The sequence below is a fragment of the Xylophilus sp. GOD-11R genome (genome assembly GCF_033546935.1).
GTDB lineage: Bacteria > Pseudomonadota > Gammaproteobacteria > Burkholderiales > Burkholderiaceae_C > Xylophilus.
Window position 1 is genome coordinate 1,950,497 of the sequence record NZ_CP137854.1, and the last position, 26,389, is coordinate 1,976,885.

The 26,389-nt window shown below is 68.7% G+C and carries 24 protein-coding genes; 8 read left to right on the forward strand and 16 right to left on the reverse strand.

Translation table 11 applies throughout. The features are described from left to right. Positions 1 to 35 precede the first annotated feature (35 nt). A complete protein-coding gene (locus R9X41_RS09165; RefSeq protein WP_318634565.1) occupies positions 36 to 2,075 on the reverse strand; it encodes a peptidase M41 in 2,040 nt (679 codons plus the stop codon). Between the two features lie 199 nt (positions 2,076 to 2,274). On the opposite strand from R9X41_RS09165, the gene hrpA reads away from it, so the two are divergent. Next, positions 2,275 to 6,369, forward strand: coding sequence for an ATP-dependent RNA helicase HrpA (hrpA, locus tag R9X41_RS09170; RefSeq protein WP_318634566.1), 4,095 nt, complete (start codon positions 2,275 to 2,277; stop codon positions 6,367 to 6,369). A 61-nt stretch (positions 6,370 to 6,430) separates the two neighbouring features. Here hrpA and R9X41_RS09175 read toward each other — a convergent pair whose 3' ends face one another. The 8 genes from R9X41_RS09175 to R9X41_RS09210 all read right to left on the reverse strand — a co-directional run bounded on the left by R9X41_RS09175 (position 6,431) and on the right by R9X41_RS09210 (position 11,381). Next, positions 6,431 to 6,928, reverse strand: a complete 498-nt coding sequence (locus R9X41_RS09175) for a hypothetical protein (protein WP_318634567.1) — start codon at positions 6,926 to 6,928, stop codon at positions 6,431 to 6,433. 48 nt (positions 6,929 to 6,976) lie between these two features. Then, positions 6,977 to 7,231, reverse strand: coding sequence for a GlsB/YeaQ/YmgE family stress response membrane protein (locus tag R9X41_RS09180; protein WP_318635184.1), 255 nt, complete (start codon positions 7,229 to 7,231; stop codon positions 6,977 to 6,979). A gap of 5 nt (positions 7,232 to 7,236) precedes the next feature. Further along, a complete protein-coding gene (locus tag R9X41_RS09185) occupies positions 7,237 to 7,617 on the reverse strand; it encodes a DUF3597 domain-containing protein (RefSeq protein ID WP_318634568.1) in 381 nt (126 codons plus the stop codon). A gap of 234 nt (positions 7,618 to 7,851) precedes the next feature. Beyond that, complete coding sequence (locus tag R9X41_RS09190; RefSeq protein WP_318634569.1) at positions 7,852 to 7,995, reverse strand: hypothetical protein; 144 nt, start codon at positions 7,993 to 7,995, stop codon at positions 7,852 to 7,854. 311 nt (positions 7,996 to 8,306) lie between these two features. Next, entirely contained in the window at positions 8,307 to 8,504 is a 198-nt protein-coding gene (locus R9X41_RS09195; RefSeq protein ID WP_318634570.1) for a hypothetical protein, read from the reverse strand. Positions 8,505 to 8,586: 82 nt separating this feature from the next. Continuing rightward, the gene (locus R9X41_RS09200; protein WP_318634571.1) at positions 8,587 to 8,835 is read right to left on the reverse strand and encodes a GlsB/YeaQ/YmgE family stress response membrane protein; all 249 of its coding nucleotides are present in this window, start codon (positions 8,833 to 8,835) and stop codon (positions 8,587 to 8,589) included. Between the two features lie 7 nt (positions 8,836 to 8,842). Then, positions 8,843 to 9,232, reverse strand: a complete 390-nt coding sequence (locus R9X41_RS09205) for a DUF3597 domain-containing protein (RefSeq protein WP_318634572.1) — start codon at positions 9,230 to 9,232, stop codon at positions 8,843 to 8,845. 100 nt (positions 9,233 to 9,332) lie between these two features. Next, positions 9,333 to 11,381 carry an AsmA family protein gene (locus R9X41_RS09210; protein ID WP_318634573.1) on the reverse strand — a complete coding sequence of 683 codons (2,049 nt, stop codon included), beginning with the start codon at positions 11,379 to 11,381 and terminating at the stop codon, positions 9,333 to 9,335. A gap of 201 nt (positions 11,382 to 11,582) precedes the next feature. Here R9X41_RS09210 and R9X41_RS09215 point away from each other — a divergent pair, with 201 nt between their 5' ends. From R9X41_RS09215 to R9X41_RS09225, 3 genes are all read left to right on the forward strand, one after another. Continuing rightward, the gene (locus R9X41_RS09215) at positions 11,583 to 13,091 is read left to right on the forward strand and encodes a pyridoxal phosphate-dependent decarboxylase family protein (protein ID WP_318634574.1); all 1,509 of its coding nucleotides are present in this window, start codon (positions 11,583 to 11,585) and stop codon (positions 13,089 to 13,091) included. Next, positions 13,088 to 14,335: an ATP-grasp domain-containing protein gene (locus R9X41_RS09220; RefSeq protein WP_318634575.1), complete on the forward strand. Its 1,248-nt coding sequence runs from the start codon at positions 13,088 to 13,090 to the stop codon at positions 14,333 to 14,335. The genes R9X41_RS09215 and R9X41_RS09220 overlap by 4 nt, the downstream gene beginning before the upstream one ends. Before the next feature lie 80 nt (positions 14,336 to 14,415). Next, positions 14,416 to 14,799, forward strand: coding sequence for an RcnB family protein (locus tag R9X41_RS09225; protein WP_318634576.1), 384 nt, complete (start codon positions 14,416 to 14,418; stop codon positions 14,797 to 14,799). Here R9X41_RS09225 and R9X41_RS09230 read toward each other — a convergent pair. The 5 genes from R9X41_RS09230 to R9X41_RS09250 all read right to left on the reverse strand — a co-directional run bounded on the left by R9X41_RS09230 (position 14,789) and on the right by R9X41_RS09250 (position 19,286). Continuing rightward, positions 14,789 to 16,147, reverse strand: a complete 1,359-nt coding sequence (locus R9X41_RS09230; RefSeq protein WP_318634577.1) for a hypothetical protein — start codon at positions 16,145 to 16,147, stop codon at positions 14,789 to 14,791. The genes R9X41_RS09225 and R9X41_RS09230 overlap by 11 nt on opposite strands. Before the next feature lie 90 nt (positions 16,148 to 16,237). Then, positions 16,238 to 16,639, reverse strand: a complete 402-nt coding sequence (locus tag R9X41_RS09235; protein ID WP_318634578.1) for a response regulator — start codon at positions 16,637 to 16,639, stop codon at positions 16,238 to 16,240. A gap of 61 nt (positions 16,640 to 16,700) precedes the next feature. After that, positions 16,701 to 17,120, reverse strand: coding sequence for an RNA-binding S4 domain-containing protein (locus tag R9X41_RS09240; RefSeq protein WP_318634579.1), 420 nt, complete (start codon positions 17,118 to 17,120; stop codon positions 16,701 to 16,703). Positions 17,121 to 17,154: 34 nt separating this feature from the next. Continuing rightward, entirely contained in the window at positions 17,155 to 18,591 is a 1,437-nt protein-coding gene (locus R9X41_RS09245; protein WP_318634580.1) for a sensor histidine kinase, read from the reverse strand. After that, positions 18,588 to 19,286 carry a response regulator gene (locus R9X41_RS09250; protein WP_318634581.1) on the reverse strand — a complete coding sequence of 233 codons (699 nt, stop codon included), beginning with the start codon at positions 19,284 to 19,286 and terminating at the stop codon, positions 18,588 to 18,590. Before R9X41_RS09250 ends, R9X41_RS09245 begins: the two co-directional genes overlap by 4 nt. Positions 19,287 to 19,413: 127 nt before the next feature. On the opposite strand from R9X41_RS09250, the gene R9X41_RS09255 reads away from it, so the two are divergent. From R9X41_RS09255 to R9X41_RS09270, 4 genes are all read left to right on the forward strand, one after another. Continuing rightward, positions 19,414 to 20,373, forward strand: a complete 960-nt coding sequence (locus R9X41_RS09255) for a Bug family tripartite tricarboxylate transporter substrate binding protein (protein WP_318634582.1) — start codon at positions 19,414 to 19,416, stop codon at positions 20,371 to 20,373. 76 nt (positions 20,374 to 20,449) lie between these two features. Then, complete coding sequence (locus R9X41_RS09260) at positions 20,450 to 20,983, forward strand: tripartite tricarboxylate transporter TctB family protein (protein ID WP_318634583.1); 534 nt, start codon at positions 20,450 to 20,452, stop codon at positions 20,981 to 20,983. Between the two features lie 262 nt (positions 20,984 to 21,245). Continuing rightward, on the forward strand, positions 21,246 to 22,763 hold the full coding sequence (locus tag R9X41_RS09265) for a tripartite tricarboxylate transporter permease (RefSeq protein WP_318634584.1): 1,518 nt from the start codon (positions 21,246 to 21,248) through the stop codon (positions 22,761 to 22,763). Between the two features lie 210 nt (positions 22,764 to 22,973). Next, positions 22,974 to 24,251: a sensor domain-containing phosphodiesterase gene (locus tag R9X41_RS09270; RefSeq protein ID WP_318634585.1), complete on the forward strand. Its 1,278-nt coding sequence runs from the start codon at positions 22,974 to 22,976 to the stop codon at positions 24,249 to 24,251. A gap of 24 nt (positions 24,252 to 24,275) precedes the next feature. Here R9X41_RS09270 and R9X41_RS09275 read toward each other — a convergent pair whose 3' ends face one another. Together R9X41_RS09275 and R9X41_RS09280 are read right to left on the reverse strand one after the other, a co-directional pair. After that, entirely contained in the window at positions 24,276 to 25,595 is a 1,320-nt protein-coding gene (locus R9X41_RS09275) for a TRAP transporter large permease (protein ID WP_412556676.1), read from the reverse strand. Between the two features lie 248 nt (positions 25,596 to 25,843). Then, positions 25,844 to 26,377 (reverse strand): TRAP transporter small permease, encoded by a 534-nt coding sequence (locus R9X41_RS09280; protein ID WP_318635186.1) that lies wholly within the window; start codon positions 26,375 to 26,377, stop codon positions 25,844 to 25,846. Between the last annotated feature and the right edge of the window lie 12 nt (positions 26,378 to 26,389).

Genomic DNA, 26,389 nt, shown 5'->3' on the forward strand with positions numbered 1-26,389 from the left:
AGCGGCGCAGGGCGGGGCAGGTGGGCAGGCCGGCATCATAAAGGTGGTGCCGCCGGGCCCGGGGCTGCCTGCGGCGCGGACTCCGCCCGCTGCCGAAAAGCCGCGAGCCGTTGCGCGAAGGGCGCGAGCACCAGGCCGTCGTCGGGCAGGGTGGCGTCGGCCTCGCTCGGCGGCGCCAGCGACAGGCCGCTGGCCTGCAGTAGCGCCACCATGTCGGCCGGCTCTATGGACCCCCGCGCTAGCAAGGTGTCCACCATACGGCCCAGGACTTCGCGCTGCTCCTGCAGCAGTTCCAGGCCGCGCCGGTATTGCTGTTGCAGCAGCACCTCGATGGCCCAGTCGGTGGGTGTGATGTCGGTGTTGATGTCGGCATTGGCTTCCATCGTCACGTCGGTGCGGGAAAGGCGCGAGCTGAAGCCGTGGCGCCGTACGTGTTTGGCAGCATCCGCCGTGACCTGACGGATGTCCTGTTCGGCGCCGGTGGTGCAAGTCATGTCACCGAAGACCAGCTCTTCGGCGGCGCGCCCGGCCAAGCCGACGCACATCATGTCGACCGCGTTCTGCCGGGTGGTGACCTTGCGGCGCGAGAAGCTGTTGTAGCCGCCCTCGTAGGAGGCGATGTTGATCCTGACCTCCTGCGGTGCATGGCCGAACAGCAGGCAGTACACCAACGCGTGGCCCGCCTCGTGCACCGCCAGCAGCGCACGCAAATCGGCATTGGAGCGCTGGCGTAGCCGACTCAGCTCCAGCGCTACCGGAAGGGTGGTTTCCACCGGCCCCCCCGGCCCCCGTCCGCGCACCAGCAGGTGCCGGCGGGAGGGCGCCACACCGATGGAAAACGGCTGGTCCGTCGGCAGACCTTGTTCAAGTACCCACAGCGCCGCCTTGACCAGATTTGCGCTCAGGATGGAATGGATCGACGAGAACAGCGGGCGCGTACCCTGCGCCGGGAACACGCCGTTGGCATAGAGCTCATCGAGCAAGTCCTGGCCGAGCACGAAGCGTACGCGGCATTGCGCGGCGATATCTCCCAGGTAACTTTCGCATTGCTGGCGGATCAGGCGTTGGTAGGTGGCCTTGCCGAGCGACGGATACACCACGTGCTCGTTGCCGAGCCGTGCGATCTGCTCGGGCTTGAAGCGGTCGGCAAGCGCTTTTTTCACGTCGATCAGCGACAGCTGGCGTGTGAGCCGGTGAAAGATGTCGGCGTTGGTGTCGCTGTCGGCCACACGCTGCGCGGTCTCCTGGTACATCTCGTCGAGGTTGCCGCACACGAAGACCAACAGCCGGCTGTAATCGGTCTCCCAGGTCTGGGCGGACGCCTGGAACTGCTGGAAGAGCGCCTGCACTTTCGTCGACGGCCATTGCATGATTTCGGCGAGCGGCTCGCGCAGCTTGAGCATGCGTTTCAGTTCCTGGGCATCGTAGGCATCGAGCTGAAATCGCAACGGCGGCTTGCCCGCTCTCGTCGCTTCCTCGCCGTCTTCGCGTTCCTCCTTGTAGATGGCGTTGGCCAGCATGCGCTCGACGTTGGCCAGGGAGCTCAGCGCCGGCGGCAGCCGGCCGTCGGACAGCAGCGTCCACACGTCCTGGTAGCGTTCCACCTTCACGTCGTCGCCCTTGGGGTGGATGGTGCGAAAGCGCTGGAATTCGTCGAGCACCAGCATGCCGGGCGAGCCCTCCACGATGCTCGACTCGCCCAGCAGGGCCGAGATGGTCGAAACCCGGAATGCCGCGCCGTGGCTGAAGCCGTCCATCTGCACTTCCACGAAACGGTCGTAGAAGTCGAGCAGCTGCGCCAGGCGCCGGGTGAGCTGGGTCTTGCCGGTGCCGGTGAGGCCCCAGAGGCAGACGATGACCGGGCGCCGGATCAGCTGCGGCCACACATACCAGGCGCGCACCGCGTCGATCACGCGGTCGATCACCTCGTCGATGCCGAACAGCTCCTGCTTCAGCTGCGCCGCGACCTTCGCCAGCACCTGCTGGCGCGCGGTGAGTTCGGCGATGTCGGCACGGCCTGGGTCGTTGGACGTGGGGATCGGCGCGATGGTGCTGTCGGTGACCGGAACGGACATGCAAAATACCTCCTGGTGGGTCGGCGTGAAATGGAGTGGCCGTGCGCATAGGCAGGCCCATTTCGATTTTGCGGACCGCCCAGGTGTCGGCGTCACCTTCGCCATGGAGCGAACGGACCGGTCATGTCCCCGCGCGCCCCTGGTAGGACTCACCCCCGGCGGGCGGCGGCGGCGCCATGTTTGGATAATCCACCCCCTTATGTCCGTATCCGACCCGCGCCAGCCCACGTCTTCCGCCACCGAACCAGCGCCTGCCCGGCCGCGCATCGAGTTCCCCGAATCGCTGCCGGTCTCGGCCCGGCGCGAAGAAATCATGGCCGCGCTCGCAGCGCACCAAGTCGTCATCGTCAGCGGCGAAACCGGCTCCGGCAAGACCACGCAGCTGCCCAAGATCGCGCTGGCCATGGGGCGCGGCAAGCTCAATGCGCCGCCCGGCAAGGGCCGGCTCATCGGCCATACCCAGCCGCGCCGCATCGCCGCGTCGTCGGTGGCCAAGCGCATCGCCGAAGAACTGAAGACACCGCTCGGTGAAGTGGTCGGCTACAAGGTGCGCTTCCAGGACCGGCTGAGCCGCGACGCCTCGGTCAAGCTGATGACCGACGGCATCCTGCTGGCCGAAACGCAGACCGATCCGCTGCTCAAGGCCTACGACACCATCATCATCGACGAGGCCCACGAGCGCAGCCTCAACATCGACTTCCTGCTGGGCTACCTGCGCGAGATATTGCCGCGCCGCCCCGACCTGCAGGTGATCGTGACCTCGGCCACGATCGACGCCGACCGCTTCGCCAACCATTTCGCCTCGGCCCGGGGGCCGGCGCCGGTCATCCACGTCACCGGCCGCACCTTCCCGGTGGAGCAACGCTGGCGGCCGTTCGAGGAAAGCCGCGACTACGGCATGAACGAAGCCATCGCCGACGCGGTCGACGAGCTCTGGCAGGACCCCCGGCAAAGCGGCGACATCCTGGTGTTCTTTCCCGGCGAGCGCGAGATCCGCGAGGCCGCCGACCATCTGCGCGGCCACCTCAGCCACCACGCGGTGCTGCGCAACGCCGAGGTGCTGCCGCTCTTCGCCCGGCTGTCGCAGGCCGAGCAGGACCGCATCTTCGAGAGCCATTCCGGCCGGCGCATCGTGCTGGCCACCAACGTCGCCGAAACCTCGCTGACGGTGCCGGGGATCCGCTACGTGATCGACACCGGCACCGCCCGCGTCAAGCGCTACAGCTACCGCAGCAAGGTGGAGCAGTTGCTGGTGGAGCCGATCAGCCAGGCGGCGGCCAACCAGCGCGCGGGCCGCTGCGGGCGGGTGGCCAACGGCATCTGCATCCGGCTCTACGGCGAAGACGACTTCGCCGGCCGGCCGCGTTTCTCGGACCCCGAAATCCTGCGTTCGTCGCTGGCCGGCGTCATCCTGCGGATGAAGTCGCTGCGCCTGCGCGACGTGGAGGAGTTTCCGTTTCTGGAGGCGCCGCAGAAGCGCGCGATTTCCGACGGCTACCAGCTGTTGTCCGAACTCGGCGCGGTGGACGACGACAACCAGCTAACTCCGGTCGGCCAGGAGCTGTCGCGCCTGCCGCTCGATCCGCGCATCGGCCGCATGATCCTGGAAGGCCGCGACCGCGGCGCGCTCGACGAGGTGCTCACCATCGCCAGCGCGCTCAGCGTGCAGGACGTGCGCGACCGCCCGATGGACGCCCAGGCCCAGGCCGACCAGGCGCACGCCAAGTTCGACGACGACCGAAGCGAGTTCAGCGGCTATCTCAAGCTCTGGAAATGGCTGCACGACGCACGCGGTGGCGCGCCGGTGGCCACCACGCGGCGGCAGATGGCGGCGCAGCAGCCGGGAGCCGGCGCCAGGCGCGGCAACCAGGCCTTTCTGCCGGTGTCGCAGCGCAGCGTGGCGCCGGCTGTCGCCGCGCCGCCGGCCCCGGCGGTGGCCGAGGCGCCCACCCACAAGCTGAGCAACCGGCAATACGAGCAACTGCTGCGCGCCAATTTCATCAGCATCCGCCGGGTGCGCGAATGGCGCGACATCCACTCGCAACTCGTCGCCACGGTGCAGGAGCACCACTGGCCGATCAACGCCGATCCGGCCAGCTACGAACAGCTGCACCAGGCCATGCTCGCCGGGCTGCTGGGCAACATCGGCTTTCGTCCGGAAGACGCCGGCAGCGCGGGTAGCACCCAGGCCGGCGGGGCAGGGCGGGGTGCGGCGGGCGGCGGCGAATACCTGGGCGCGCGCGGCATCAAGTTCCACAAGCATCCGGGCGCGCATCTGTCGAAGAAGCCCGGTCGCTGGATCGTCGCGGCCGAGCTGGTCGAAACCACCCGGCTATTCGGCCGGGGCATCGCCGCGATCGAGCCGACCTGGCTCGAAGAGGTCGGCTCGCATCTGCTCAAGAAGCAACTGCTCGACCCGCACTGGGAAAAACGCGGCTCGGAAGTCGTCGCGCTGGAGCGCGCCACGCTCTACGGCCTGGTGGTGTACAGCGGCCGGCGCGTGCCCTATGCGCGGGTCGACATGGCCGCGGCGCGCGAGATCTTCATCCGCGAGGCGCTGGTCGGCGAGCAATGGGAATCGAAGCTGCCGTTCCTGGCGGCCAACCGCAAGCTGATCCGCCAGGTGGAAGAACTCGAGCACAAGTCGCGCCGCCAGGACGTGCTGGTGGACGACGAACTCATCTATGCCTTCTACGACCAGCACCTGCCGCCGGACGTGTTCGACGGCCGCAGCCTGGAGCACTGGTGGCGCGAGGCCTCGCGCGGCCAGCCGCGGCTGCTGCACCTGGAGCGCGACGAGCTGATGCGCCACGAGGCGGCCGGCATCACCACCGACGCCTTTCCCCGCACGCTGCGCATGGGCGGCGTCGACTGCGCGACCGAATACCTGCACGAACCGGGCAATGCGCGCGACGGGTTGTCGGTGGCGGTGCCGATCTTCGTGCTCAACCAGATCGGCGAAGACCGCGCCGAATGGCTGGTGCCGGGCATGCTGCGCGACAAGGTGCAGGCGCTGCTCAAGAGCCTGCCGCAGAAGCCGCGCGCGCGCCTGGTGCCGCTGCCCGAGAGCGCCGCGCGCATCACCCAGGCGCTGGTCGAGCCCACGGTGTTCGGCCACGGCACGCTGATCGACGCGGTATTGAAGCTGGTGCGCGAGACCACGCAGCTCGACGTGAAGCGCGCCGACTTCAAGCCGGACATGGTGCCGCCGCACCTGTTCATGCACCTGCGGGTGTTGGACGAACACGGCCGCCAGCTCGGCCAGGGTCGCAGCCTGGCCGCGCTCAAGGCCGAGCTCGGCGGGCAGGCGCGCGGGGCCTTCCAGGCGCTGGCCGGACTGCGGGCGCCGGCCGCACCTGCCGCACCGGCATCCGCCGCGCCTGCGCCCAAGGCGGCAGCCGGTGGCGCGACCCGGGCCGCCCCCACCGCGCCGTCGGCACCGGCAGGCCAGCGCTACACCGACTGGACCTTCGGCGAACTGCCCGAGCTGATGGAGATCCGCAAGGGCGGCCAGACGCTGGTCGGCTTTCCCGCCCTCATCGACGACGGCGACGCGGTGCACATCGAGGTGTTCGACGAGCCCGAGCTCGCGGCGCAACGCCATCGCGGCGGCCTGCGACGGCTGTTCGCGCTGCAGATGAAGGAGGCCTTGAAATACCTGGAGAAGTCGATTCCCGACCTGCAGAAGATGGCGGTCGCCTTCATGCCGCTGGGCACGCAGGACCAGCTGCGCCAGCAGATCGTGGACGTGGCGCTGGACCGCGCCTTCCTGCTCGAGCCGTTGCCCACCGACGCCGACGCTTTCAAGAAGCGGGTGGACGAAGGCCGGGGCCGGCTCACCCTCATCGCCCACGAAGTCGCCCGTCTGGGCCTGCGGGTGCTGACCGACTATGCGGGCGCGGTGCGCAAGATCAAGGACACCAGGGGCCAGCCCCATGTGACGGCTGACGTGCAGGCCCAGTTGCAGCGGCTGGTGCCGCGCGATTTCCTGTCCGCCACGCCCTGGGCGCAGCTGCAACACCTGCCGCGTTATCTGCAGGCCATCGTGATGCGGCTCGACAAGCTGCGCGCCGATCCGGCCCGCGACACCGCGCGCATGGCCGACGTGAAGCTGCAGGACCAGCGCTTCTGGCGGCTGGTGGCCGAGCGCAAGGGCAATGTCGACGCCCGCATGCAGGAGCTGCGCTGGCTGCTGGAAGAACTGCGGGTGAGCCTGTTCGCGCAGGAGCTGCGCACGCCTGGCCCGGTGAGCGTGAAGCGGCTCGACAAGGCCTGGGCGTTGCTCAATACCTGACGGAGAAACGAAATCGCCCCCGGCGTGCCGGGGGCGATTTCAGGTTCTGTCGATCGAAGCGTCAGGCCTTGTTGCTGTCGCCCTGCTTGAGGCTGTTCGCCACCACGGCCATCACCGAGGTGCCGATGAGGCTGAGCATCGTCGGGTGTTCCGCGCAGAACTTCGACACGCGTTCGATGATGCCCGGCTCGGCCTGCGCCGCACCGTCGGCCAGTTGGGCGACTTGCTGCGGCGTGAACCGCGCGGCCTGCGCCGGCGTCACGGTGCCACCGGTGGCGGCCAGGGCCTGGAAGGCGCCGCCGGCCAGCCCCGCCAGCGCCTTGGGGTCGATAGCACCCAACACTTCACTGAGCAGGCCGGCCTTCTGCGGCGCATCGGCCTTGTCGAACAGGCGACTGAGGGTCTGCCCGGTCGGTGGGGTCTGATCGGAGTTCAGCGCCGAGGCCAGCAGTTTCTGGATCGTCTCGGGCGAGATGTTCCCCACCAGTGTGTTGAGCGGAGACTGCGATGCGCCCGATTGGCCGCCGAGGAAGCCGCTCAAAATATTTGAAAAATCCATGGTGACTCCTTGGTAGCCGAAGGTAAGGATGAGGCGTTGGTCGCCGGGTCAGATCCGCCGCTGCACGACGTATCCGTAGACCGCCAGCACCACCACCGCGCCGAGGATCGACGCGATGAAGCCGGCGACGGCGCCTTGCGGGTAGAGGCCCAGCGCCTGGCCGGCGAAGGTGGCCAGCAGCGAGCCGGCGATGCCCAGGCCCGCCGTCAGGATGAAGCCCAGGGTGTTGCGACCGGGCATGAGTGCGCGGGCGATCAGGCCGACGATCAGGCCGATGACGATGGTGGTGATGAAGGCTGCCATGTTGTTCATGCCTTCAGGTCTGCGGGCAGCTTGCCGCCGTTGGCCGCGAGTTTTGCCATCACCGTCTTATGCAGCCAGACGTTCATGGCGGCCGAGTCGTTGCTGTCGCCGCTGAAGCCGAGTTCCTTGGCCAGCGCCTGGCGGGCGGGCAGCGAGCTGTCGAGGCCCAGCAGCTTCATCAGGTCGACGATGGAGGACTTCCAGTTGAAGGTGCCGCCACCGGCCTTTTGGATCAGGCCTTCGATGACCTGTGCGATATCGACCGAACCCGCGGCCGGCGCGCCGGCGATGGCCGAAGTCAGGCCTTGCGGTGTCGCGGTGGCGGCAGGCGTGGCGGCGTTCGCCGAGGGAAAGAACTTGCCGAGAATGTTGCCAAAAATGCTCATGGCTTAGGCCTCCGAAGGGATGGAGAAAGTCCCGCGACCGTGATCGCGGGGCGCTGTCGCACCGGCTGCAAGGCAGGTGTCGAAGGCCATGGTGGCGAGCACCGGCAAGAGTGCCAAGGGCTCATGTGGGCTATCGCTCACTTTCTTTTCTTGGGAGATAGGGTAGGGCTGGTCGGTAGCGTCGGTCGGTCAGCGTGCTGAGGAAGGCAACGACGGCGTCGATGTCTTCCTCGCTCATCGCTGGCGTGCTGCCAGCGTGCCCTGCCCGCGCAGCATGTCGTCGAAGCGGGAGTCGAAGGGCGAGAGTTCGTCGCTCTGCAGATAGGCCTGCAGGCCGGCGCCGGCGGCCTGCATGGCGCGGCGCGGATCGTCCAGCACGCCGGCGCCGAATCAGCGCCTCGAAGCGCTCGCGATCGCCATTGGGCCGCAGCCGCTCGGCCACCGCGCGTTCGCTGCCCAGGTTCATCTCGTGGCGCGCCAGCAGCGGCTCGCGCGCCTGAAGGCCAGGATCGGGTGGTGGTTGGCGAAGAGCGTGGTCTTGCCGGGGGCGGCCGCCATGGCGGCCACCTGTCGGAACTGCGCGGAAGACGTCGAATTGGTGGTCGCTGGCCGGCAGGGGCGCGCTACTGACCTTTAACGAGTCGAAGACCACCAGCCGGGTGTCGTCGCCGAGCGGCACGAGATAGAGCTCACCGATGTTGGATGACCGTTTGGCCGACCGGACCGATGAGCGTGAAGGCGGCCAGGACGCGGACGTCGGCCTCGGCCGGTGCTGGCTCTGCGAAGGCGCTGCCCGATGCGGTCAGGCTGGCGGCCGGCAGCGACGCCGAAAATAAGCGCCGCCCCGGGACCTGGGCGGCGTATGGGCGGCGCGGGGTGGCGGGCATGCGGTGCGGTGTCGATTCGAACCAGCCATCGTCGGCCTCGGCGACGACCTGCCCGTGACGCCGCCCGCGCCGCCGGGCTGTGTCAGCCGCGCCGCGCGACCATGCCGTAGAGGACCAGCACCACGATGGCGCCGACCACCGAGGCGATGAAGCCCGCGCCCACGCCGGCTTCGTACCAGCCGAGCGCCTGGCCGGCGTAGGTGGCGAGCAGCGAGCCGACAATGCCGAGCACGATGGTCAGCAAGAAGCCCATGGCCTGTTTGCCCGGCAGGATCGCCCGGGCGACCAGGCCCACGATGAAGCCGATGACGATGGTGGAGATGATGCCCATGGTGTGTTCAATCCTTCAGGTCGGCCGGAACCTTGCCGCCGTTGGCAGCGAGCTTGTTCATCACCTGGCGGTGCAGCCAGACGTTCATGGCGGCGGAGTCGGCGGTGTCGCCGCCGTAGCCGAGTTCCTTGGCCAGTTCCTTGCGGGCGGCCAGCGAGCTGTCGAGGCCGAGCAGCTTCATCAGGTCGACGATGGAGGTCTTCCAGTTGAGCTTTTCGCCGGCCTTGGCGGCCATGCCGTCGAGCACCTGCTGCACATCGACTTCGGCCATGGGCGCTGGTGCCGGGGCCGTCGCAGGAGCCGCGGGGCTCGGGGTGTCAGGAGCGGTCGGCGCGGGCGCCGGGGCGGCGTGGGCCGACGGGAAGATCTTGCTGAAGATGGTGCCGAGGATGCTCATGTGATGCTGATCCGGTGAGGTAAAACGAAGCCCCGGAGCATGAGGCATGAGGCAGCCCGTCGCGTAGGCAAACGTGTCCACCGTCGCGTAGCCTGAACGGTCAGGGCTTGCCGGCCTTGCGTTGCGCACCGCCTGGCGCGGCGACCGCCTGCTTCTCGGCAGCGCCGGCCTCCTGGCGCACGCGGGTGCAGTTGCTGTCTTCGCCCGGCCCGGTTTCCAGCAGCGGAATCACCGCGGCGAGCGGCGCCACCACGGCCAGCGCCAGCGCACCGCCGGCGCGTGCGGCCAGCGGGCCTTTCTCCAGCGAGAAGTCCGGATCCTTGAAGCTGCCGAAAACCCGCACCGGGGTGCGCAGCGACAAAATGCCCGGGCGCTTGGGCTTGGGCGCGATGCGCATGTCGAAGGTTTCCTGGGCGAGGTCGAAGCCGCCTTCGCCGAGGATCTGCGTCTGCTCGGTGTCCACCAGGAACAGGGTCGACTTGCCCTTGCCGCGGTTGATGTCGAATGCCACACCGCCGCAGTTGACCGCGATGGCGTGGTCGCCGCCGGCCAGCAGCGCCAGCACCTTGCCGCCGTTAAGCCCGCTGGCCGCATCGATCAAATTGCTGATGCGGCCGTTGGCGATCGCCATCGACAGGCTGCCGTCGGCCCGCGCGGCCGCATCGGCGATGGAGTTGCCCTGGCCCTTGAGTTGGATGCGGGCGCCCAGCGTGCCCGCACCCTGGGCGACCTTCTCGGCGCTGGCCGGCACCAGCTTGGCGACCTGGATGCGGCGAAAGTCGACCGCCGCCTCGGTGGCGATGACCGGCTGGCGCGCATCCAGCGTCCAGCGCGAGGCGATGGTGCCGCCGGCGAAGCCGAAATCGAGCGGCGCGAGCTTCATCACCGCATCGTGCAGGTGCAGCGCGGCCTTCAGGCTTTCCAGCGGCAGGGTGCCGGGCACCTTGAGCTGGGCGGCTTCGAGCGTGACGTCGGCGTCGATCTTCTGCAGCCGGCTGCCGTCGAAACTGCCGGCCGGCAGGATGTGATGGGGGTCGGCCTGCTTCTCCTGCGTTCTGGCGGCGGGTCGGTCGGCCGTCTGGGCCTGCGAGGCGGCGGGCTTGCCGCCGGTTTCCTGCGTCTGCACGCCGATCACCGGCCCCAGGTCGGCGATGTCGAGGCGCTTGCTGTGCAGGTCGGCGGTGAGCAGGGGTCGTGGCTGGCGGTCGATGTAGGCGCCTTTGCCGGTGACGTCGGTCGAGCCGATGCGGCCGGCGAGGTCGTCGATGGAATAGCGGTTGCCCTTCAGCACCAGGCGGCCCTGTAGTTCGTACGGCGGCGAAGCGGGCAGCGGCAGCAGCAGAAAGGGGTAGAGATTGGCCAGGGTGCGGCCCTCGATGCGCAGCCGGGTGTCGATGCCCGAGATGTTGGCCGCATCGGCGATGGTGCCTTCCACCTCCAGCCGGGTGGTGCCGGCGTCGAGCTCGCCCTTGATCGGGAAGGGCACGCCCGACTCCTGGAAGCTCAGCACCTCGCCGGTCAGGGCGGATCCCTTGAAGCCGGCGTCGCGATATTTGCCGCTGAAGGCGTAGCGCGTGGAATAGCGGTCGTTGGCGGGCGCGGCATCGGCGTCCTTTACTTGTGCCTGCTTCGCCGGATCGAAGGTGCTGGCCTGCACGTCGATCGAGAATGGCATGCCCGCGTCGGTAAAACGCAGGTGGCCCTGGTCCACCGACAGCGTGCTGATGCGCAGCTTGCTCGGCGACTTGTCGTTCGGGTCGGACAGGATCCAGTTCTTGCGGTCGTCGGCCATGCGCTCGAAGAGCAGGTCTGGCTTGGTGAGCGCCACGCGCGGCACCAGAATCTTCTCGGGCAGGTCGCGCAGGCTCACCGAAAACTCCAGCTCCTGGATGCGCGCCATGTGCGGCTTCTGGGACCAGCGGGCATTGCCGAAGAGCACGTCGCGCATGCGGATGGTGGGCGTCATGCCCAGCTTCACATGCAGGTCGGAGATGGTGAAGGTGCGCTCGGTCTTCGCCGATATGTAGCGCTCCAGCGGCGGACGCAGCCAGTTCCAGTCGAATAGCGCGATCAGCAGCACGAGGGCGACGACGATGGTGACGGCCACCGGATGGCGGCGCACGAAGACGGCGGGGCGGGACGTTGTCATGGCGGCCTGATCCTCTGGTCGAACCGTGCAAGTTGACCCAGTGCGGCGCGTGCCGACGTAGGACGATTTCGCGCCTGCCGGCTGGCAAAGCGCGGAACAGCACGGGAAAACCGGCTTTTCACGGCGGCTCGGCCGGTGTGGCGCGTCCTATCCTCGACCACGAGCCGTGGCATCCCGCACCGGCGCCAAACGACCGTGCCCATGACGACAGCGTCCATGAACCCGCCACGCGCCACCTCGCTCGACCCCTCTGACTGGTCGCAATTGCGCGCGCAGGGGCACCGCATGCTCGACGACATGTTCGACCACCTCGCCGGCCTGCGCGACCGGCCGGTGTGGCAGCCGATTCCCGAGACGGTGCGCGGCGCCTTCCGCGAGCCGATGCCCGCCGAGCCCACCACGGTGGCCGAGGCGCACGGCCGGTTCATGCGCGACGTGCTGCCGTACTCGGTCGGCAACACGCATCCCCGATTCATGGGCTGGGTGCACGGTGGCGGTACCGCCGAAGGCATGCTGGCCGAGATGCTGGCGGCCGGGCTCAATGCCAACCTGGGTGGCCGCGACCAGATGCCGCTGGAGATGGAAAAGCAGGTGGTGCGCTGGATGGCCGACCTGTTCGGCTTTCCGGAAACCGCCGGTGGCCTGTTCGTCACGGGCTCGTCCATGGCCAACCTGGTCGGTCTGCTGGTAGCGCGCACCTCGGCGCTGGGCGGCCAGTCGCGCAAGACCGGCGTGGAGAACGCGGGCGGCGGCCGGCTGGTGGCCTACACCTCGCAGGCGGCGCATGGCTGCATCGCGCAGGCCATGTCGATCGCCGGCCTGGGCACCGATGCGCTGCGCCTGGTGCCGACCGATGCCGATCACCGCACGGACATCGTGCAGCTGCGCGCCATGGTCTGGCAGGACATGGCGGCCGGCCTGCGGCCCTTCCTCATCGCGGGCACCGCCGGCACGGTGGACGTGGGCGCGGTGGACGACCTGGACGCCATCGCCGACGTGGCCCGCACCTGCGGCGCCTGGTTCCATGTCGACGGCGCGTACGGTGCGCTCGGCATGCTCTCGCGCCAGGTCGCGCCGCGCCTGGCCGGCATCGAACGCGCCGATTCGCTGGCCCTGGATTTTCACAAGTGGGGCCAGGTGCCCTACGACGCCGGCTTCATCCTGGTGCGCGACCAGGCCGACCAGCTGGCGGCCTTCGCCTCGCCGGCGGCCTACCTGTCGCGGCATCCGCGCGGACTGGCGGCGGGATCGCCCTGGCCCTGCGACCTGGGGCCGGATCTCTCCCGCGGTTTCCGCGCGCTCAAGACCTGGTTCACGCTCGTCACCCACGGCACGAACCGCCTGGGCGCGGCCATCGACAACAGCTGCGACCTCGCCCGCCACCTGATGGCGCGGGTGCTGGCCGAGCCCGAGCTCGAGCTGATGGCGCCGGTCGCGCTCAACATCGTGTGTTTTCGCCTGCGCGCCGCGCCGAGCCAGGACGCCGACGCGCTCAACACCGAGGTCGTCGCCGACCTGCACGAGTCCGGCATCGCCGTGCCTTCGTCCACCCGCATCCGCGGGCAGGTGGCGATCCGCGCCGCCATCGTCAACCACCGCACGGTGGCCGGCGACATCGATATGCTGGTCGACGCGGTGCTGGCCTGTGGCCGCCGCCGCCAGCGCATCCAGAACACCACTGTCCAACCCGTCCAGGAATTCGCCGCATGAGCCTGCTGCCGCACGATACGTCCGCCCTTCCTGATTCCGACCCGACCGAGCCGGGCCAGCAACTGATCGGCCTGGCGCGGCTGATGACGCTGGCCTTCCACGGCGCCGACCTGCGCCCGGTGGCCTCCACGCTCATCGCCCGCGCCGAGCGCGACGCCACCGATGCCGCCGCGTTGATGGACCTGTCGACCGTGCTGTTCCTGCAGGGCCTGCCCGACCTCGCGCTGGCCACCCAGTCGCAGGCGCTCGGCATGGAGCGCCTGTATCGCTTGCAGCTGCCCGACTGCGCGCTGCCGCGCCTGCGCATGTTGGCCGTCATGGCGCCCGGCGACCTGATGACCAACACGCCGCTGTCCTTCCTGGTGGAAGACGGCCGCATCGCCCTCGACATGCTGTTCGTGCTGCCCGGTGAAGGCCTGCCCGAGTTGCTGCCGGAGCACGACGTGCTCTACATGGCGATCTCCGAATCCGACGCCACGCACGGCTTGCTGGAACGGCTGTCGTACGAGCTGCCGGCCGGCGCGGTGCTGAACCATCCGTCGCGCATTCTCGAGACCGCACGTGACCGCGCCTACGACGCGCTGCGCGGTGCGCCCGGCATCGCCATGCCGGCATCGGCGCGCTCGGGCCGGCTGTCACTGCAGGCGGTGGGCGATGGGCGCCTGGCCATTGCCGAAATGCTGGAACACGGGCGGTTTCCGCTGATCGTGCGGCCGGTCGATTCGCACGCCGGACACGGTCTCGAGAAGGTGACCACGCCGGCCGAGCTGGTGGCCTACCTGGCGGGGCAGGGCGCCGACGAATACTTCGTCTCCAACTTCATCGACTACGCCCAGGCTGACGGCCTGTTTCGCAAGTACCGTGTGGTGCTGGTGGACGGCATGGCGTATGCGGCGCACATGGGGGTGTCGTCGCACTGGATGATTCATTACCTCAATGCCGGCATGACCGAATGCGCCGACAAGCGCGCCGAGGAAGCCGCCTTCATGCGCGACTTCGACACTGGCTTCGGCCTGCGCCACCGCGAGGCGCTGTCGGCCCTGGCCGGGCGCATCGGGCTCGACTACCTGGTGGTCGATTGCGGCGAAACACCCGAGGGCGACCTGCTGGTCTTCGAAGTGGACCCGGGCGCCGTGGTGCATCGCATGGATCCGCCGGAGGTGTTCAGCTACAAGCGCGCCTGCATGGACAAGCTGTACGCCGCCTTCGACACGCTGGTGATGCGCGCGGGGCGTCCGGCCTGACTCGGCTGCTTACAACCACATCACGGGCGCGACACGCGCGACAGGCATGCTGGAAGCGTCCAAACAAACGGAGCTTCTCCATGCAAAGCAAAAAAATCGGCGCTGCTTTTCTCGCCTTCACGCTGGGCGTTTCCAGCCTGGCGTTTGCCCAGCCGCGCGAGGGTCGTGACGACCACCGCGGCGGGCCGGAACAACAGCAGCGTGGCAACGGCCATGGACCCGATCGCGGCGGCCCGGGGCACGACCGCCATGCAGATGCGCGTGGCGCCGGCCCGGACCACCGCTTCCACCGTGGCGACCGCCTGCCCGCCGAATACCGCAGCCGCCAGTACGTGGTCGACGACTGGCGCGGTCATCGCCTTTCCGCGCCTCCACGCGGCTACCAGTGGGTGCAGGTCGGTGGCGACTACGTGCTGGCCGCCATCGCCACCGGCGTGATCGCTTCCCTGTTTCTCAACCAGTAAAGGCTTCGGTCGGGCGCATGGCGCGCCCGAGCGGGTGGTGCAGCAGATCGATCAGCGCGTCGCGCTGCGCTGGCGTCAGCAGCTCGACATCGACCATCACATCGAGTGTTTCGCGCGCGATGCGCAAGGCGCTGGCGGCTCGCGCCGGGCTCGCGTCGCCGCGTGCCAGGTCGGGCGGCAGCAGGCGACTCGGGTCGCCGCTGGCCAGGCGCTCGGCCAGGTCGGCCGGGTCCAGCGCCGCTTCCATCACCGAGGCCATCACCTGCTGGCGCGCGCGGGATGGCGAGACGGTGTCGAAGCCGTTGCTCGGCACCGGGCGCCGCCCGATGTCGAGCGCCGCCTCCACTTGTAGATAGCGTTCGAGCCGGTCCGCCGCGCCGCGCAGGCGTCCGACGGTTCCGGCCGGCAAGGGTTGCGGCAGGCGAGCCAGGGCCTGGTCGATCTGGGGCTGGATGCGGCCTATGACGCCGGACTCGGCCTGGCGCGCCTCCGAGATGTGGCGCCGCAGACATTTGAGCAGGGCGGCCGCGAGCAGGCCTTCGGGCAGCGTCGAGATGGAGGGCATGCGCAGCAGCTGGCCGACGTTGCCCCGGAACGCCGCCATGCCGTGGGCGGCGGGCTCGGGTTCCTGGCGGTCCGGGCGCACCGGGCGTTGGCCGCCGGCCCTGCGCAGCAGCGACGCGGCTTTTCCATTCGACAGGGCGAGCTCAGCGGCGCCGGCGCCAATGGCCTGCTCCAGTCGGCTGGCCAGCTCCGGGCGTGCGCGTGCATCGATCTGATGGAGGCGGCCCAGCACCGCCAGCAGGTCGCGCATGCCGAGCCGGCCATCGGCCAGGTGCTGCTGCCAATCCCGACTGAGCAACATATAGCCCGCTTTTCCGATGGAAGCCGAAGCGGGCGGCAGGTCGATACCGGCCTGCTCCAGCCGGCGAGCGATCAGCCGGGCGATGTCGGCATTGGCATCCGGCGCCCGGGTGATGTCGGCGACCAGCTCGGGGAAATGGTGGAAAGCGCGCAGCGTCGGGCGCCACGGGTAGGGCTCGTCGAACTCGAGCTCCGGTTCCGGCTTGCCGATGAGCGGACGCAGCACCTGCTTGAACGTTTCGCCCAGTGTTTGACGGGGCGGGGTCGGCACGCCGCGTAGCCCGATGGATCCGGCAAACACCACCATGGCCTGGTGTTGAGGACTGCGATGCCGCAGCCCTTCGAGTACCGAGCCGGCGCCGGGCGCTGTTTCGTGGAGAAGTGGATCGTGGGCAACCGACGGGGTGGAGAAGGAGGAAGAGCGGCTGCCGGGCTCAGGCGTGGAGCCGGGCGGCGTAGGGCGGCGGTGATAAGAAACGAACATACGCAATCAGGTTGGGCGGCCACCAATCGGGCCGGACCGCGCGATGTTCCGGACTGTCGCACCCGCGGTCGCCCGCGTTTGCGAAACGCTTCACCCGCCAGGGAAGACGCGATCCGGTGTCAGGGCCAAGGCCTGGCAGAAGGCCACGAGCTCGGCGATCTCGCTGGACTTGTCGAACACCGCGTCGGCGCGCGCATCCAGGCAGCGCTGCCGTACCTCGTCGCTCACCATGGCGCTCAACACCACCACGCGTTGCTCGGGTAGCCGGGTACCGCACCAGCTCAGCGCCGCGTAGCCGCTGCCTTCGCGCAGCTGCAGGTCGACGATGGCGAGGTCCCAGCCGCGGTCGTTGGAAGACAGCCAGTGGGTCACGCTGCGCTCGTTGTCGCCCCAGCCGACGATCTCCATGCCCGGCACCTGCTGCTGCAGCAAGGCAGCCAGGGTGTCCCGGGCATCGGCGTCGTCTTCGATGAGGTAGGTGCGCAGGGTCATGGCTTGCTTTCTTGGTCTTGTTCGAGGCGTCGTGGCATCAGGAAATCCGGCTGGGGCGGGGTCAGTCGACCGAGGCGCTCCAGCGTTCGCCCCAGCCGCTGGCGCTGTGATCGATGGCGCGACGGTCGCGCTTGGTGGGTCGGCCCTGCATGCGCCCGGCGCCGGGCTCGGGTGCGAGTCGCTGGGATTCGACCCAGGCGGCGCGAGCGGCCAGGCTCTCAGGTGTTTCCTCGTAGAGCTTTTGCGCCACCGGCGCCGGTCCGCGCTGTGCGCTCAGGCCGAGCACGAGCACGGTTCGCGACAAGGCGCCTTGCCGGATGGCGATGGTGTCTCCGGGGCGAATGTCGCGAGAGGGTTTTGCTGCCGCGTCGTTGACCTGGATTCGGCCTTTGCCGATTTCTTCCACGGCCAGGGAGCGGGTCTTGAAAAATCGAGCGCTCCAAAGCCACTTGTCGAGGCGCAGCGTATCCGGTGGCGTCATCCCTGCATTGTCACTTACATCCCGATTCGTACTGTCAGACGGACGCGCGCGCTGACATCGGCAGTCTGACCGTCGTGTCGAGGCCGGATACGCTGCCGTCGCTCGCCATTCGGTTGGGCAGCGCGATGCTTCCGCCGGCGCTGGCGACGATTTCGCGGCAGATCGCCAAGCCCAGGCCGGTGCCGCCCGATGCGCTGCCGGCGGAGAAGGGCTGGAACAGCCGACCGCGCAGCTCGTCGTCGATGCCGGGGCCGCTGTCGGCCACCACCAGTACGGCGTCATCGCCGTCCTGCGACACCCGCAGCTGCAGCGCGCCGCCCGGCGGCGTGTGGCGGATGGCGTTGTGCAGCAGGTTGCGCACCAGTTCGCGCTGCATCCAGCCCGGCGCGGCGACCGGCGCGGCGACGGTGGCGATGGAAAAGTCCAGGTCCTTGCCGGCAATCAGGGGCGACATGTCCAGGGCCAGCTCGCGCACGATGGCGCCGAGGTCGGTCGGGCCATCGCCTGCATCGACGTCGGGCTCGTGACGCGCCTGATCGACGCGTGCCAGCGACAGCATCTGCTGGGCCAGCGCCGTGGCGCGGTCGACCGTGCCGCCGATTTCCCGCAGCGCGTCGATCGGCGGCACGTCGCCCCGCAAGGCAGACTGCACCTGCACCTTGAGCACCGCCAGCGGGGTGCGCAACTGGTGCGCGGCGTCGCGCATGAAGCGCTGCTGCTGGCCGAGCTGGTGGCGCAGGCGGCGCATGACCTGGTTGGTGGCGTCCACCACCGGCAGCAGCTCGCGCGGCGCGTCGCGCGCGGCCAGCGGTCGCAGGTCGGCCTCGGGGCGCTCGCGCAGCTCGTCACTGAGCCGGCGTATCGGCCGTGTCGCGCTCTGCACCACCAGCACCACGACCAGCCCGATGACCGCCACCAGCGCGGCCTGGCCGGTGAGGGTGTCGACGAGCAGGTCGCGCGCCAGTCCGCGGCGCAGTTGCAGGGTTTCGGCCACTTGGATCACCGCGATGGCGTGGCCGGCGCTGCTGGCCACCGGCTGCAACAGCACCGCCACCCGCACCGCGTTGCCGCGGAATTCGTCGTCGTAGAAGTCGACCAGCGCGGCGTAGGGCGGCCGGTCGGGAATGTGGCCGTGCCACAGCGGCAGCTCGTCGTAGCCCGAGACCAGGCGGCCGTTCTGCTCGGAGACGCGGTAGAAGAGGCGGGTCTGGTTGTCGGCTTCGAAGATCTCCAGCGCCGAATACGGCACCGTGGCGCGCAGCCGGGCGGCGTCGTCCTTGCCATCGACCTCGAGCTGCTCGCCGATCGACTTGGCCGAGGCCAGCAGGGTGCGGTCGTAGGCGGTGTTGGCCACGCGCAGCGCCTGCCGGTAGTGCGCGGCGGTGTTGAAGCCGATCAGCAGCACCACCGGCACCAGGATGCCCAGCAGCAGGCGGCGGCGCAGCGACATCGGGCGCCGCCGCGCGCTCATGCCGTCGCCTCCACCTTCAGCAGATAGCCCAGGCCGCGCAGCGTGACCAGCGCGGTGCCCGTGCCGGCGAGCTTCTTGCGCAGCCGGTAGGCCACCACCTCGATCGCCTCGTACTGCACCTCCGCCGCGCCGGGAAACACCAGCTCGAACAGCCGTTCCTTGGCCACCGCGCGGCCCGGTTGCTGGATGAGCGCCTGCAGCAGGGTGAGCTCGCGCGGCGCGAGTTCGAGCGGCTCGTCACGGCAGTAGATGGCGCCGCTGAACTTGTCGTAGCGCAATGCGCCGGCGTGGAGGACCCCGGGGTCGGCAGCCGCCGCGTTGGCGGGCGTGCCGGCAGGGCGGCGGCGGGCGATGGCGCGGATGCGCGCTTCGAGCTCGTCCAGGTCGAAGGGCTTGGGCAGGTAGTCGTCGGCACCGGCGTTCAGGCCCATCACCCGGTCGCCTACGGTGGCGCGGGCGGTGAGCAGCAGTACCGGGGTCGTCAGGCCGCGCTTGCGGCCGCCGGCCAGGACTTCGAGGCCGTCGAGGCCGGGCAGGCTGAGGTCGAGCACCAGGATGTCGGGCGGCTCGGCCACCCAGGCGTCGAGGGCGCTGCGGCCATCGGCGAACTCGCGCACCTCGAAGCCCCGGCGCAACAGGGTGCGCGCCAGCGCGGCGCGCAGTCCGGGATCGTCTTCCACCAGCATCAATCGCATGGGCGCCGACTGTAGCCGGCCCGGCCCCCGCGGGCTTTCCCTAGTGCGGCGGACAGCCAAATGACAGGCGGCGGCAGCATCATCGCGCTCGTTGCAGAAGACCTATAGCCATCCGGAGACAAACCCCATGCGCCGTGACGATTTCCTCAAGACCCTCGCCGTGTTCGCCGCCGCCGGCAGCCTGCCGCTGGCGGCCCGCGCGGCGAGCAACTTCAAGATGATGATCCCGGCCAATCCGGGCGGCGGCTGGGACCTCACCGGCCGGGCCTTCGGCAAGGCGTTGCAGGAGGCCAAGGTGGCCGACACCGTGACCTACGACAACAAGGGCGGCGCGGCCGGCGCGCTGGGCCTGGCGCAGTTCGTCAACGGCAGCAAGAACGATCCCAACGCGCTGATGGTGATGGGCGCGGTGATGCTCGGCGGCATCATCACCGGCAAGCCGCCGGTGAGCCTGGACAAGGCCACGCCCATCGCCCGCATCACCAGCGAATACAACGTTTTCGTGCTGCCCTCGAACTCGCCCTTCAAGACCATGCAGGACGTGATCGCCCAGCTCAAGAAGGATCCCGGCAGCGTGAAGTGGGGCGGCGGCTCGCGCGGCTCCACCGAGCACGTGGCCGCGGCCATGATCGCGCAGAAGGCCGGCGTCGATCCGTCCAAGATCAACTACGTGGCCTTCCGGGGCGGCGGCGAGGCCACGGCGGCCATTCTGGGCGGCAACGTGACCATCGGCGGCAGTGGCTACAGCGAGTTCGCCGAATACATCACGGCCGGCAAGATGCGGCCGGTGGCGGTGACCTCCGAGGCGCGCCTGCCGGGCGTGGACGCACCGACCCTCAAGGAGATCGGCATCGACGTGGTGATCGGCAACTGGCGCGGCCTGTACGGCGCGCCGGGCATCACGCCCGAGCAGCGCAAGGCGCTGACCGACGGCGTGCTGAAGGCGCTGGCGACGCCCGCCTGGAAGGACGCGCTGAAGAAGAACGACTGGACGCCGGCGGTGATCAGCGGCCCGGCGTTCGACAAGTTCGTCGACGACGAATTCGCCTCGCTGCGGGCGATCATGGCCAAGTCCGGCATGGTCTGACGGCGCTCGTGCCGCGCCAGGGCTTGCTTGCGCCGGCGGCCGAAGAAGAACAACTCCAACGAAACCCACGCATTTCATGACCACGTCCGCCGCCGAACCATCTTCCATCGCGGGCGCCCGATGGCCGCAGACCGTCGTGGGTATCGCCGTGGTGGCGACCGCGCTCGGCCTGGGCTGGGGCGCCTTGGGCATTTCGTCGGATGCCGGCTATGGCGGCGTCGGGCCCAACTTCCTGCCCTGGCTCACCGCCGTCGGCCTGCTGGTCTGTGGAGCGCTGATGCTGTGGGAGGTACGCAGCGGCGGCTTTCGGCAGATGGATGCGCCGCCCGGATCCGAAAGGGGCGACTGGTTCGGTTTTGTCTGGGTGTCGGCGGGGCTGCTGCTCAACGCATCGCTGATCACGGTGATCGGCTTCATCCTGAGCTGCACGCTTTGTTATGTGTTCGCCTGCCAGGGCCTGCGCCGGGCGTCCGGTCAGGCGGCCGGCAGCCCGAAGGTGCTGGTGACGGACGTGGTGACCGGCATGGTGATCTCGGCGCCGGTGTTCTGGATGTTCACGCAGTTCCTGGCGATCAATCTGCCCGGGATCACTGCCACCGGGTGGATTTGACTCTCCCCCAGGCTGCGCACTTCGTGTCTTCGCCTACCCCTTCGCCGGGGGCGGCGGGCTGGCTCGGCGGAGCCTCGCTGCCTCGCCCCACGGGCAGTCGGCGCGCTGCGCGCGGCCTCCGGTTGTGGGAGGGGCGCTGTGATGTGGCGGACTCGCCGCTGCGGCCCTGAGGTAGTCGGCCGGCTTCGCGGCCTCTGGTGTCGCAAGCTGCGGTGTTCGAAAAGCGTTCGTTTACGCGCCTGGCGCGATGGAAAACTCGATCATGGATATCTTCAACGCCTTGGTGAACGGCTTCGCGGCCGCCATCACCCCGATGAATCTGCTGTGGTGCCTGGTGGGGTGCGCGCTGGGTACCGCCGTCGGCGTGCTGCCGGGCATCGGGCCGGCGACCGCGGTGGCGATGCTGCTGCCGATTACCGCCAAGGTCGACATGACCGCGTCGATGATCTTCTTCTCCGGCATCTACTACGGCGCGATGTATGGCGGCTCCACCACCTCCATCCTGCTCAACACGCCCGGCGAAACGGCCAGCATGGTGACGGCGATGGAAGGCAACAAGATGGCCAAGAGCGGGCGCGCCGGAGCGGCGCTGGCCACCTCGGCCATCGGCTCCTTCGTGGCGGGCACCATCGCCACGGTGGTGGTCACGCTGTTCGCGCCCTTCGTCGCGGACTTCGCGGTCAAGCTCGGGCCGCCCGAATACTTTCTGCTGATGGTGCTGGCCTTCACCACGGTGAGCGCCGTGCTCGGCAAGAGCACGCTGCGCGGCATGACAGCGCTGCTGATCGGCCTGGCGGCGGGCTGCGTCGGCCTGGACCAGATCTCCGGCCAGGGCCGCTACACGGCCGGCCAGGCGGAGCTGCTCGACGGCATCGAGATCGTGCTGGTGGCCGTCGGCCTGTTCGCGGTGGCCGAGGTGCTATACGCGGCGCTGTACGAAGGCCGCGTGGTCGAGTCGCAGAACCGCATGAGCCGGGTCCACATGAGCGGGCGCGACTGGCGGCGTTCGGTGCCGGCGTGGATCCGCGGCACGCTCATCGGCACGCCTTTCGGCTGTATTCCGGCCGGCGGCACCGAGATCCCGACCTTTCTGAGCTACGCCACCGAAAAGAAGCTTGCCAAGGGCGAGAACCGCGCGGAGTTCGGCGGCAAGGGCGCCATCGAAGGCGTGGCCGGCCCCGAGGCCGCCAACAACGCCACGGTGACGGCCGCGCTGATTCCCCTGCTGACGCTGGGCATTCCCACCAGCAACACCACCGCCATCCTGCTGGGCGCTTTCCAGAACTACGGCATTCAGCCGGGGCCGCAGCTGTTCACCAGCTCGGCCGCGCTGGTGTGGGCGCTGATCGCCTCGCTCTACGTCGGCAACGTGATGCTGCTGGTGCTCAACCTGCCGATGGTCGGGCTGTGGGTGAAGCTGCTGAAGATCCCCAAGCCGCAGCTCTACGCCGGCATCCTGATCTTCGCCACGGTGGGTGCCTACGGCATGCGCCAGAGCGCTTTCGACCTGTTCCTGCTGTATGCCATCGGCGTGCTGGGCGTGGTGATGCGGCGCTTCGACTTCCCGACCGCGCCAGTGGTCGTTGGCATGATCCTCGGCCCGCTCGCCGAAGCCCAGCTGCGCAACGCCATGTCGATCGGCGAGGGCAGTGCCGGGGTGTTCTTCCAGCGTCCCATGTCGATCGGCCTGATCGTCGTGATCCTGGCCGTGCTGATCCTGCCGCGCCTGTTCAAGATGCGCGCGAACCGTCTGGAGCGAGCCGCATTGCGCACTCGCTGAATTCGGTGTTACCGTTCGAAACTAACCTGTTTTGATGACAGGTGATTTTCGGCGAGGGTGAGTATTTGCTTCCTCGTGGATGCCGTCGAAGTGGCGCAGCCGATTCCGGCACGGGCCACCTCGGTGGAGGGTTATTGTATGGACACGTGTCCAAACCTATCAATTTGCATCTACAGTTGACACCGGTTCCCGGAATTCGTGGAGAAGCAGATGCCTACCCAAAATGCCCAGATGCTGTCCGACGCCATCGGCGCCATCTTCGAGGAGCAGGCCGGCGCGAGCAGCGTCGACAAGGCCCTGCGCGCCGTGCGGCGGCATTTGTCGATGGACATCGCGTTCGTGTCGCAGTTCGGCGGTACCGAGCGGGTCATGCGCCATGTGGATGCCGACAACGACAAGGTGTTGCAGCAGGGAATGTCCATTCCCCTGGACGCCGGCTATTGCCGCCATGTGGTGGAGGGCCGGCTTCCCGGCGTGATTCCGGACACCGCCGACGTCGCCCTGGCACGGCAGATTCCCGAAACCGCCGCGATTCCGATCGGCGCTCACCTCAGCGTGCCGATCTGGCTCAGCGACGGCTCGCTGTACGGCACCTTCTGCTGCTTCAGCCACCAACCCGATGAAACCCTGGGCCAGCGCGACCTGCAGTTCATGAACGTGTTTGCCGAACTGCTGGCGGACCGGCTCGAAGAAGACATGCTCGCGGCGCGTCTGAAGGAAGAAAAGCGCAACCGCATCGAACGCGTGTTTTCGCACGACGAGTTGTCGGTGGTCTACCAGCCGATCTATCGGCTGGATGACGGCACGGTGTCGGGCATGGAATGCCTCGCGCGTTTCCGGGGCGCTTTCCACGCCACGCCCGACAAATGGTTCGCCGATGCGGCCGAGGTGGGCATGGGTATCCAGCTTGAGAGCCATGCCATCCGGCAGGCGCTGTCCAAGATGGATTCGCTGCCGCGCGACGTCTACCTGGCGGTCAACGGCTCGCCGGAACTCTTCATGAGCGACGAGCTGGCCCGCGCGGTCGAAGGCGTGGACCCGAGCCGGGTGGTGCTGGAAGTGACCGAGCACGCCAGTGTGTCGGACTACCGCCAGCTCTGGAATTCGCTGGCCGCCTGGCGCAACCGCGGCATGCGCATCGCCATCGACGACGCCGGCGCGGGCTACTCGAGCATGCGCCACATCCTGGATCTGCAGCCCGAATACATCAAGCTCGACATCAGCCTGGTGCGCAACATCGACGCCGACGCGCGCCGCCGCGCGCTGGCCGCCGCGCTGATCGCCTTCGCGCGTGAAATCGGTGCCGCGGTGACGGCCGAGGGCGTGGAAACCGAAGCCGAACTGCAGACCCTGCGCCACCTCGGCGTGGACAAGGTGCAGGGTTTTCACATGAGCCGACCGGTGTCGGCGCAGCGGGCAGCCGAGCTGGCTACGCAGTCGCGCCAGCGCGCCGCGTTGGCGGCGGCCGAGGTGGGCGGCCGGGCCTGATTACCGGCGCCTGCGCGTCGGCGCTCAGCCGATGCGCTCCTTGCCCATCACCATGTCCGGCAGGATCGTCACGATCTGCGGAAACAGGGTGATCAGCCCGATGCAGATCACCAGGCAGATGAAGAACGGAATCGACGCCTTGGCGATCAGGTTGCTGTCCTTGCCGGTCATGTTCTGCAGCACGAACAGGTTGAAGCCCACCGGCGGCGTGACCTCGGCGATTTCCACCAGCAGCACGATGAAGATGCCGAACCAGACCAGGTCGAAGCCGGCCTTCTGGATCATCGGCATGACGACGGCACTGGTCAGCACGATCATGCTGATGCCGTCGAGCGCGGTGCCCAGCACCAGGTAGACCACCACCAGCGCCGAGATGAGCGCGTAGGGCGACAGGTGCATGCCGTCGACCCATTCGGCGAGTTCACGCGGAATGCCGGTGAAGGCCATGGTCTTGGTCAGGAAGGCGGCGCCTGCCAGGATGAACATGATCATGCAGCTGGTGCGGGTGGCGCCCATCACGCCGGCCTTGAAGTTCTCCCAGGTGAGGCTGCGGCCCCAGGCGGCGATGGCCAGTGAGCCCAGCACGCCGAAGGCGGCGCATTCGGTGGCGGTGGCCCAACCGGCCACCAGCACCCAGACGATGAACACGATCAGCAGCGCGCAGGGAATCAGGTTGCCGGATGCCTTGATCTTCTCCAGGAAGGTGGTGGGCGCGTCGGCCGGCGGCACCTTGTCGGGGTTGCGCAGGCTCCACCAGCCGATGTAGCCGGAGAACAGCAGCATCAGCAGCAGGCCCGGCAGGAAGCCGGCCAGGAAGATGCGGATGATGGAGGCGTCGGCCGCGACCGCGTAGACCACCATGGTGATCGACGGCGGGATCAGGATGCCCAGCGTGCCGGCGGTGGCCAGCGAGCCGATGGCCAGGTTCTCGTCGTAGCCGCGTTTCTTGAGCTCGGGCAGGGCGACCTTGGCGATGGTGGCGCAAGTGGCGGCCGAAGAGCCCGACACCGAGCCGAATACGCCGCAGCCGAGGATGGTGGTGTGCATCAGCCGGCCGGGCACCTTGTTGAGCCAGGGGCGCAGGCCATCGAACATCTCTTCGCTGAGCTTGGTGCGAAACAGGATCTCGCCCATCCAGATGAACAGCGGCAGCGCGGCCAGCTCCCAGGAAGCGTTGGATTCCCAGAACGCCGAGAACAGGTTTTTGCCCGGCAGCGTGTTGGTGAAGAAGGCTTGGCCGACCCAGCCGACGATGGCCAGCGTCATCGCGATCCAGATGCCGCCCGCCAGCAGCAGCAGCATGACGACCAGCAGCAGCGCGCCGATCATGAGGGTTTCGAACATGGGGACTCTTTGGTGATTCAGGTTGGCTAACGGCCGCTCGCCGCTAAAACAGGAGGCCGCGCGCAGCGCGCCGACTGCCCGTCGGGCGTGGCAGCGAGGCTCCGCCGAGCCAGCCCGCCGCCCCCGCAAGGGTTAGGCGGCCACACGAAGTGGGCAAGCCTGGGGGGGATCCAGCTCTCGAGCCAGCCCGCCGCCCCCGGTAGGGGACAGGCGAAGACACGAAGTGCGAAGCCTGGGGGTGAGCCAAGCTACACATCCGATGAGAAATCACCAGCCGCATGACGCTCCTCGATCGCCCGCTGGTAGCCCGGAGTCCCGCCCTGCAGCACGGTGACCAGCTCGTCGAGCACGGCGGCCAGCAGCAGCCAGGAACCCACCACGAAAGTCGCCTGCGGGATCCAGATGGGAATCACCACCAGGCCGGTCGCCATCTCGGCGTATTCGTAGCTTTCCCAGGTAAACGATGTGGCCGACCACGCGAGGTAGGCGACCGAGACCGCTGCGATGACCAGGCCGACCGTCTCGAACACCCGGCGCACGCGTGGCGAGAGCTTTTCGAGCAGCAGTGTCACCCGCACGAAGTCGCCGTGGCGAAACGCGTGCGCCATCGCCAGGAAGGCGGCCGCCGCGCAGAACCACGCCACGATGTCGTTCAGGCCGCTGACCGTCAGGTTGAGCTGGCGGCCCACGCCGGCGATGATCATCAGCACGAAGATGGCCACCACGCAGGCCGCGCCCAGGGCGCCGGCCGCGTCGATGATGCGGCCGAGGCCGCGTCGCAACGCACCCACCGC

Excerpts from the sequence above, each read along its gene's own strand:
- R9X41_RS09165 (WP_318634565.1), bottom strand. The coding sequence starts at position 2,075 with ATGTCCGTTCCGGTCACCGACAGCACCATCGCGCCGATCCCCACGTCC.
- hrpA (WP_318634566.1), top strand. The coding sequence starts at position 2,275 with ATGTCCGTATCCGACCCGCGCCAGCCCACGTCTTCCGCCACCGAACCA.
- R9X41_RS09175 (WP_318634567.1), bottom strand. The coding sequence starts at position 6,928 with ATGGATTTTTCAAATATTTTGAGCGGCTTCCTCGGCGGCCAATCGGGC.
- R9X41_RS09180 (WP_318635184.1), bottom strand. The coding sequence starts at position 7,231 with ATGGCAGCCTTCATCACCACCATCGTCATCGGCCTGATCGTCGGCCTG.
- R9X41_RS09185 (WP_318634568.1), bottom strand. The coding sequence starts at position 7,617 with ATGAGCATTTTTGGCAACATTCTCGGCAAGTTCTTTCCCTCGGCGAAC.
- R9X41_RS09195 (WP_318634570.1), bottom strand. The coding sequence starts at position 8,504 with ATGCCCGCCACCCCGCGCCGCCCATACGCCGCCCAGGTCCCGGGGCGG.
- R9X41_RS09200 (WP_318634571.1), bottom strand. The coding sequence starts at position 8,835 with ATGGGCATCATCTCCACCATCGTCATCGGCTTCATCGTGGGCCTGGTC.
- R9X41_RS09205 (WP_318634572.1), bottom strand. The coding sequence starts at position 9,232 with ATGAGCATCCTCGGCACCATCTTCAGCAAGATCTTCCCGTCGGCCCAC.
- R9X41_RS09210 (WP_318634573.1), bottom strand. The coding sequence starts at position 11,381 with ATGACAACGTCCCGCCCCGCCGTCTTCGTGCGCCGCCATCCGGTGGCC.
- R9X41_RS09215 (WP_318634574.1), top strand. The coding sequence starts at position 11,583 with ATGACGACAGCGTCCATGAACCCGCCACGCGCCACCTCGCTCGACCCC.
- R9X41_RS09220 (WP_318634575.1), top strand. The coding sequence starts at position 13,088 with ATGAGCCTGCTGCCGCACGATACGTCCGCCCTTCCTGATTCCGACCCG.
- R9X41_RS09225 (WP_318634576.1), top strand. The coding sequence starts at position 14,416 with ATGCAAAGCAAAAAAATCGGCGCTGCTTTTCTCGCCTTCACGCTGGGC.
- R9X41_RS09230 (WP_318634577.1), bottom strand. The coding sequence starts at position 16,147 with ATGTTCGTTTCTTATCACCGCCGCCCTACGCCGCCCGGCTCCACGCCT.
- R9X41_RS09235 (WP_318634578.1), bottom strand. The coding sequence starts at position 16,639 with ATGACCCTGCGCACCTACCTCATCGAAGACGACGCCGATGCCCGGGAC.
- R9X41_RS09240 (WP_318634579.1), bottom strand. The coding sequence starts at position 17,120 with ATGACGCCACCGGATACGCTGCGCCTCGACAAGTGGCTTTGGAGCGCT.
- R9X41_RS09245 (WP_318634580.1), bottom strand. The coding sequence starts at position 18,591 with ATGAGCGCGCGGCGGCGCCCGATGTCGCTGCGCCGCCGCCTGCTGCTG.
- R9X41_RS09250 (WP_318634581.1), bottom strand. The coding sequence starts at position 19,286 with ATGCGATTGATGCTGGTGGAAGACGATCCCGGACTGCGCGCCGCGCTG.
- R9X41_RS09255 (WP_318634582.1), top strand. The coding sequence starts at position 19,414 with ATGCGCCGTGACGATTTCCTCAAGACCCTCGCCGTGTTCGCCGCCGCC.
- R9X41_RS09260 (WP_318634583.1), top strand. The coding sequence starts at position 20,450 with ATGACCACGTCCGCCGCCGAACCATCTTCCATCGCGGGCGCCCGATGG.
- R9X41_RS09265 (WP_318634584.1), top strand. The coding sequence starts at position 21,246 with ATGGATATCTTCAACGCCTTGGTGAACGGCTTCGCGGCCGCCATCACC.
- R9X41_RS09270 (WP_318634585.1), top strand. The coding sequence starts at position 22,974 with ATGCCTACCCAAAATGCCCAGATGCTGTCCGACGCCATCGGCGCCATC.
- R9X41_RS09275 (WP_412556676.1), bottom strand. The coding sequence starts at position 25,595 with ATGTTCGAAACCCTCATGATCGGCGCGCTGCTGCTGGTCGTCATGCTG.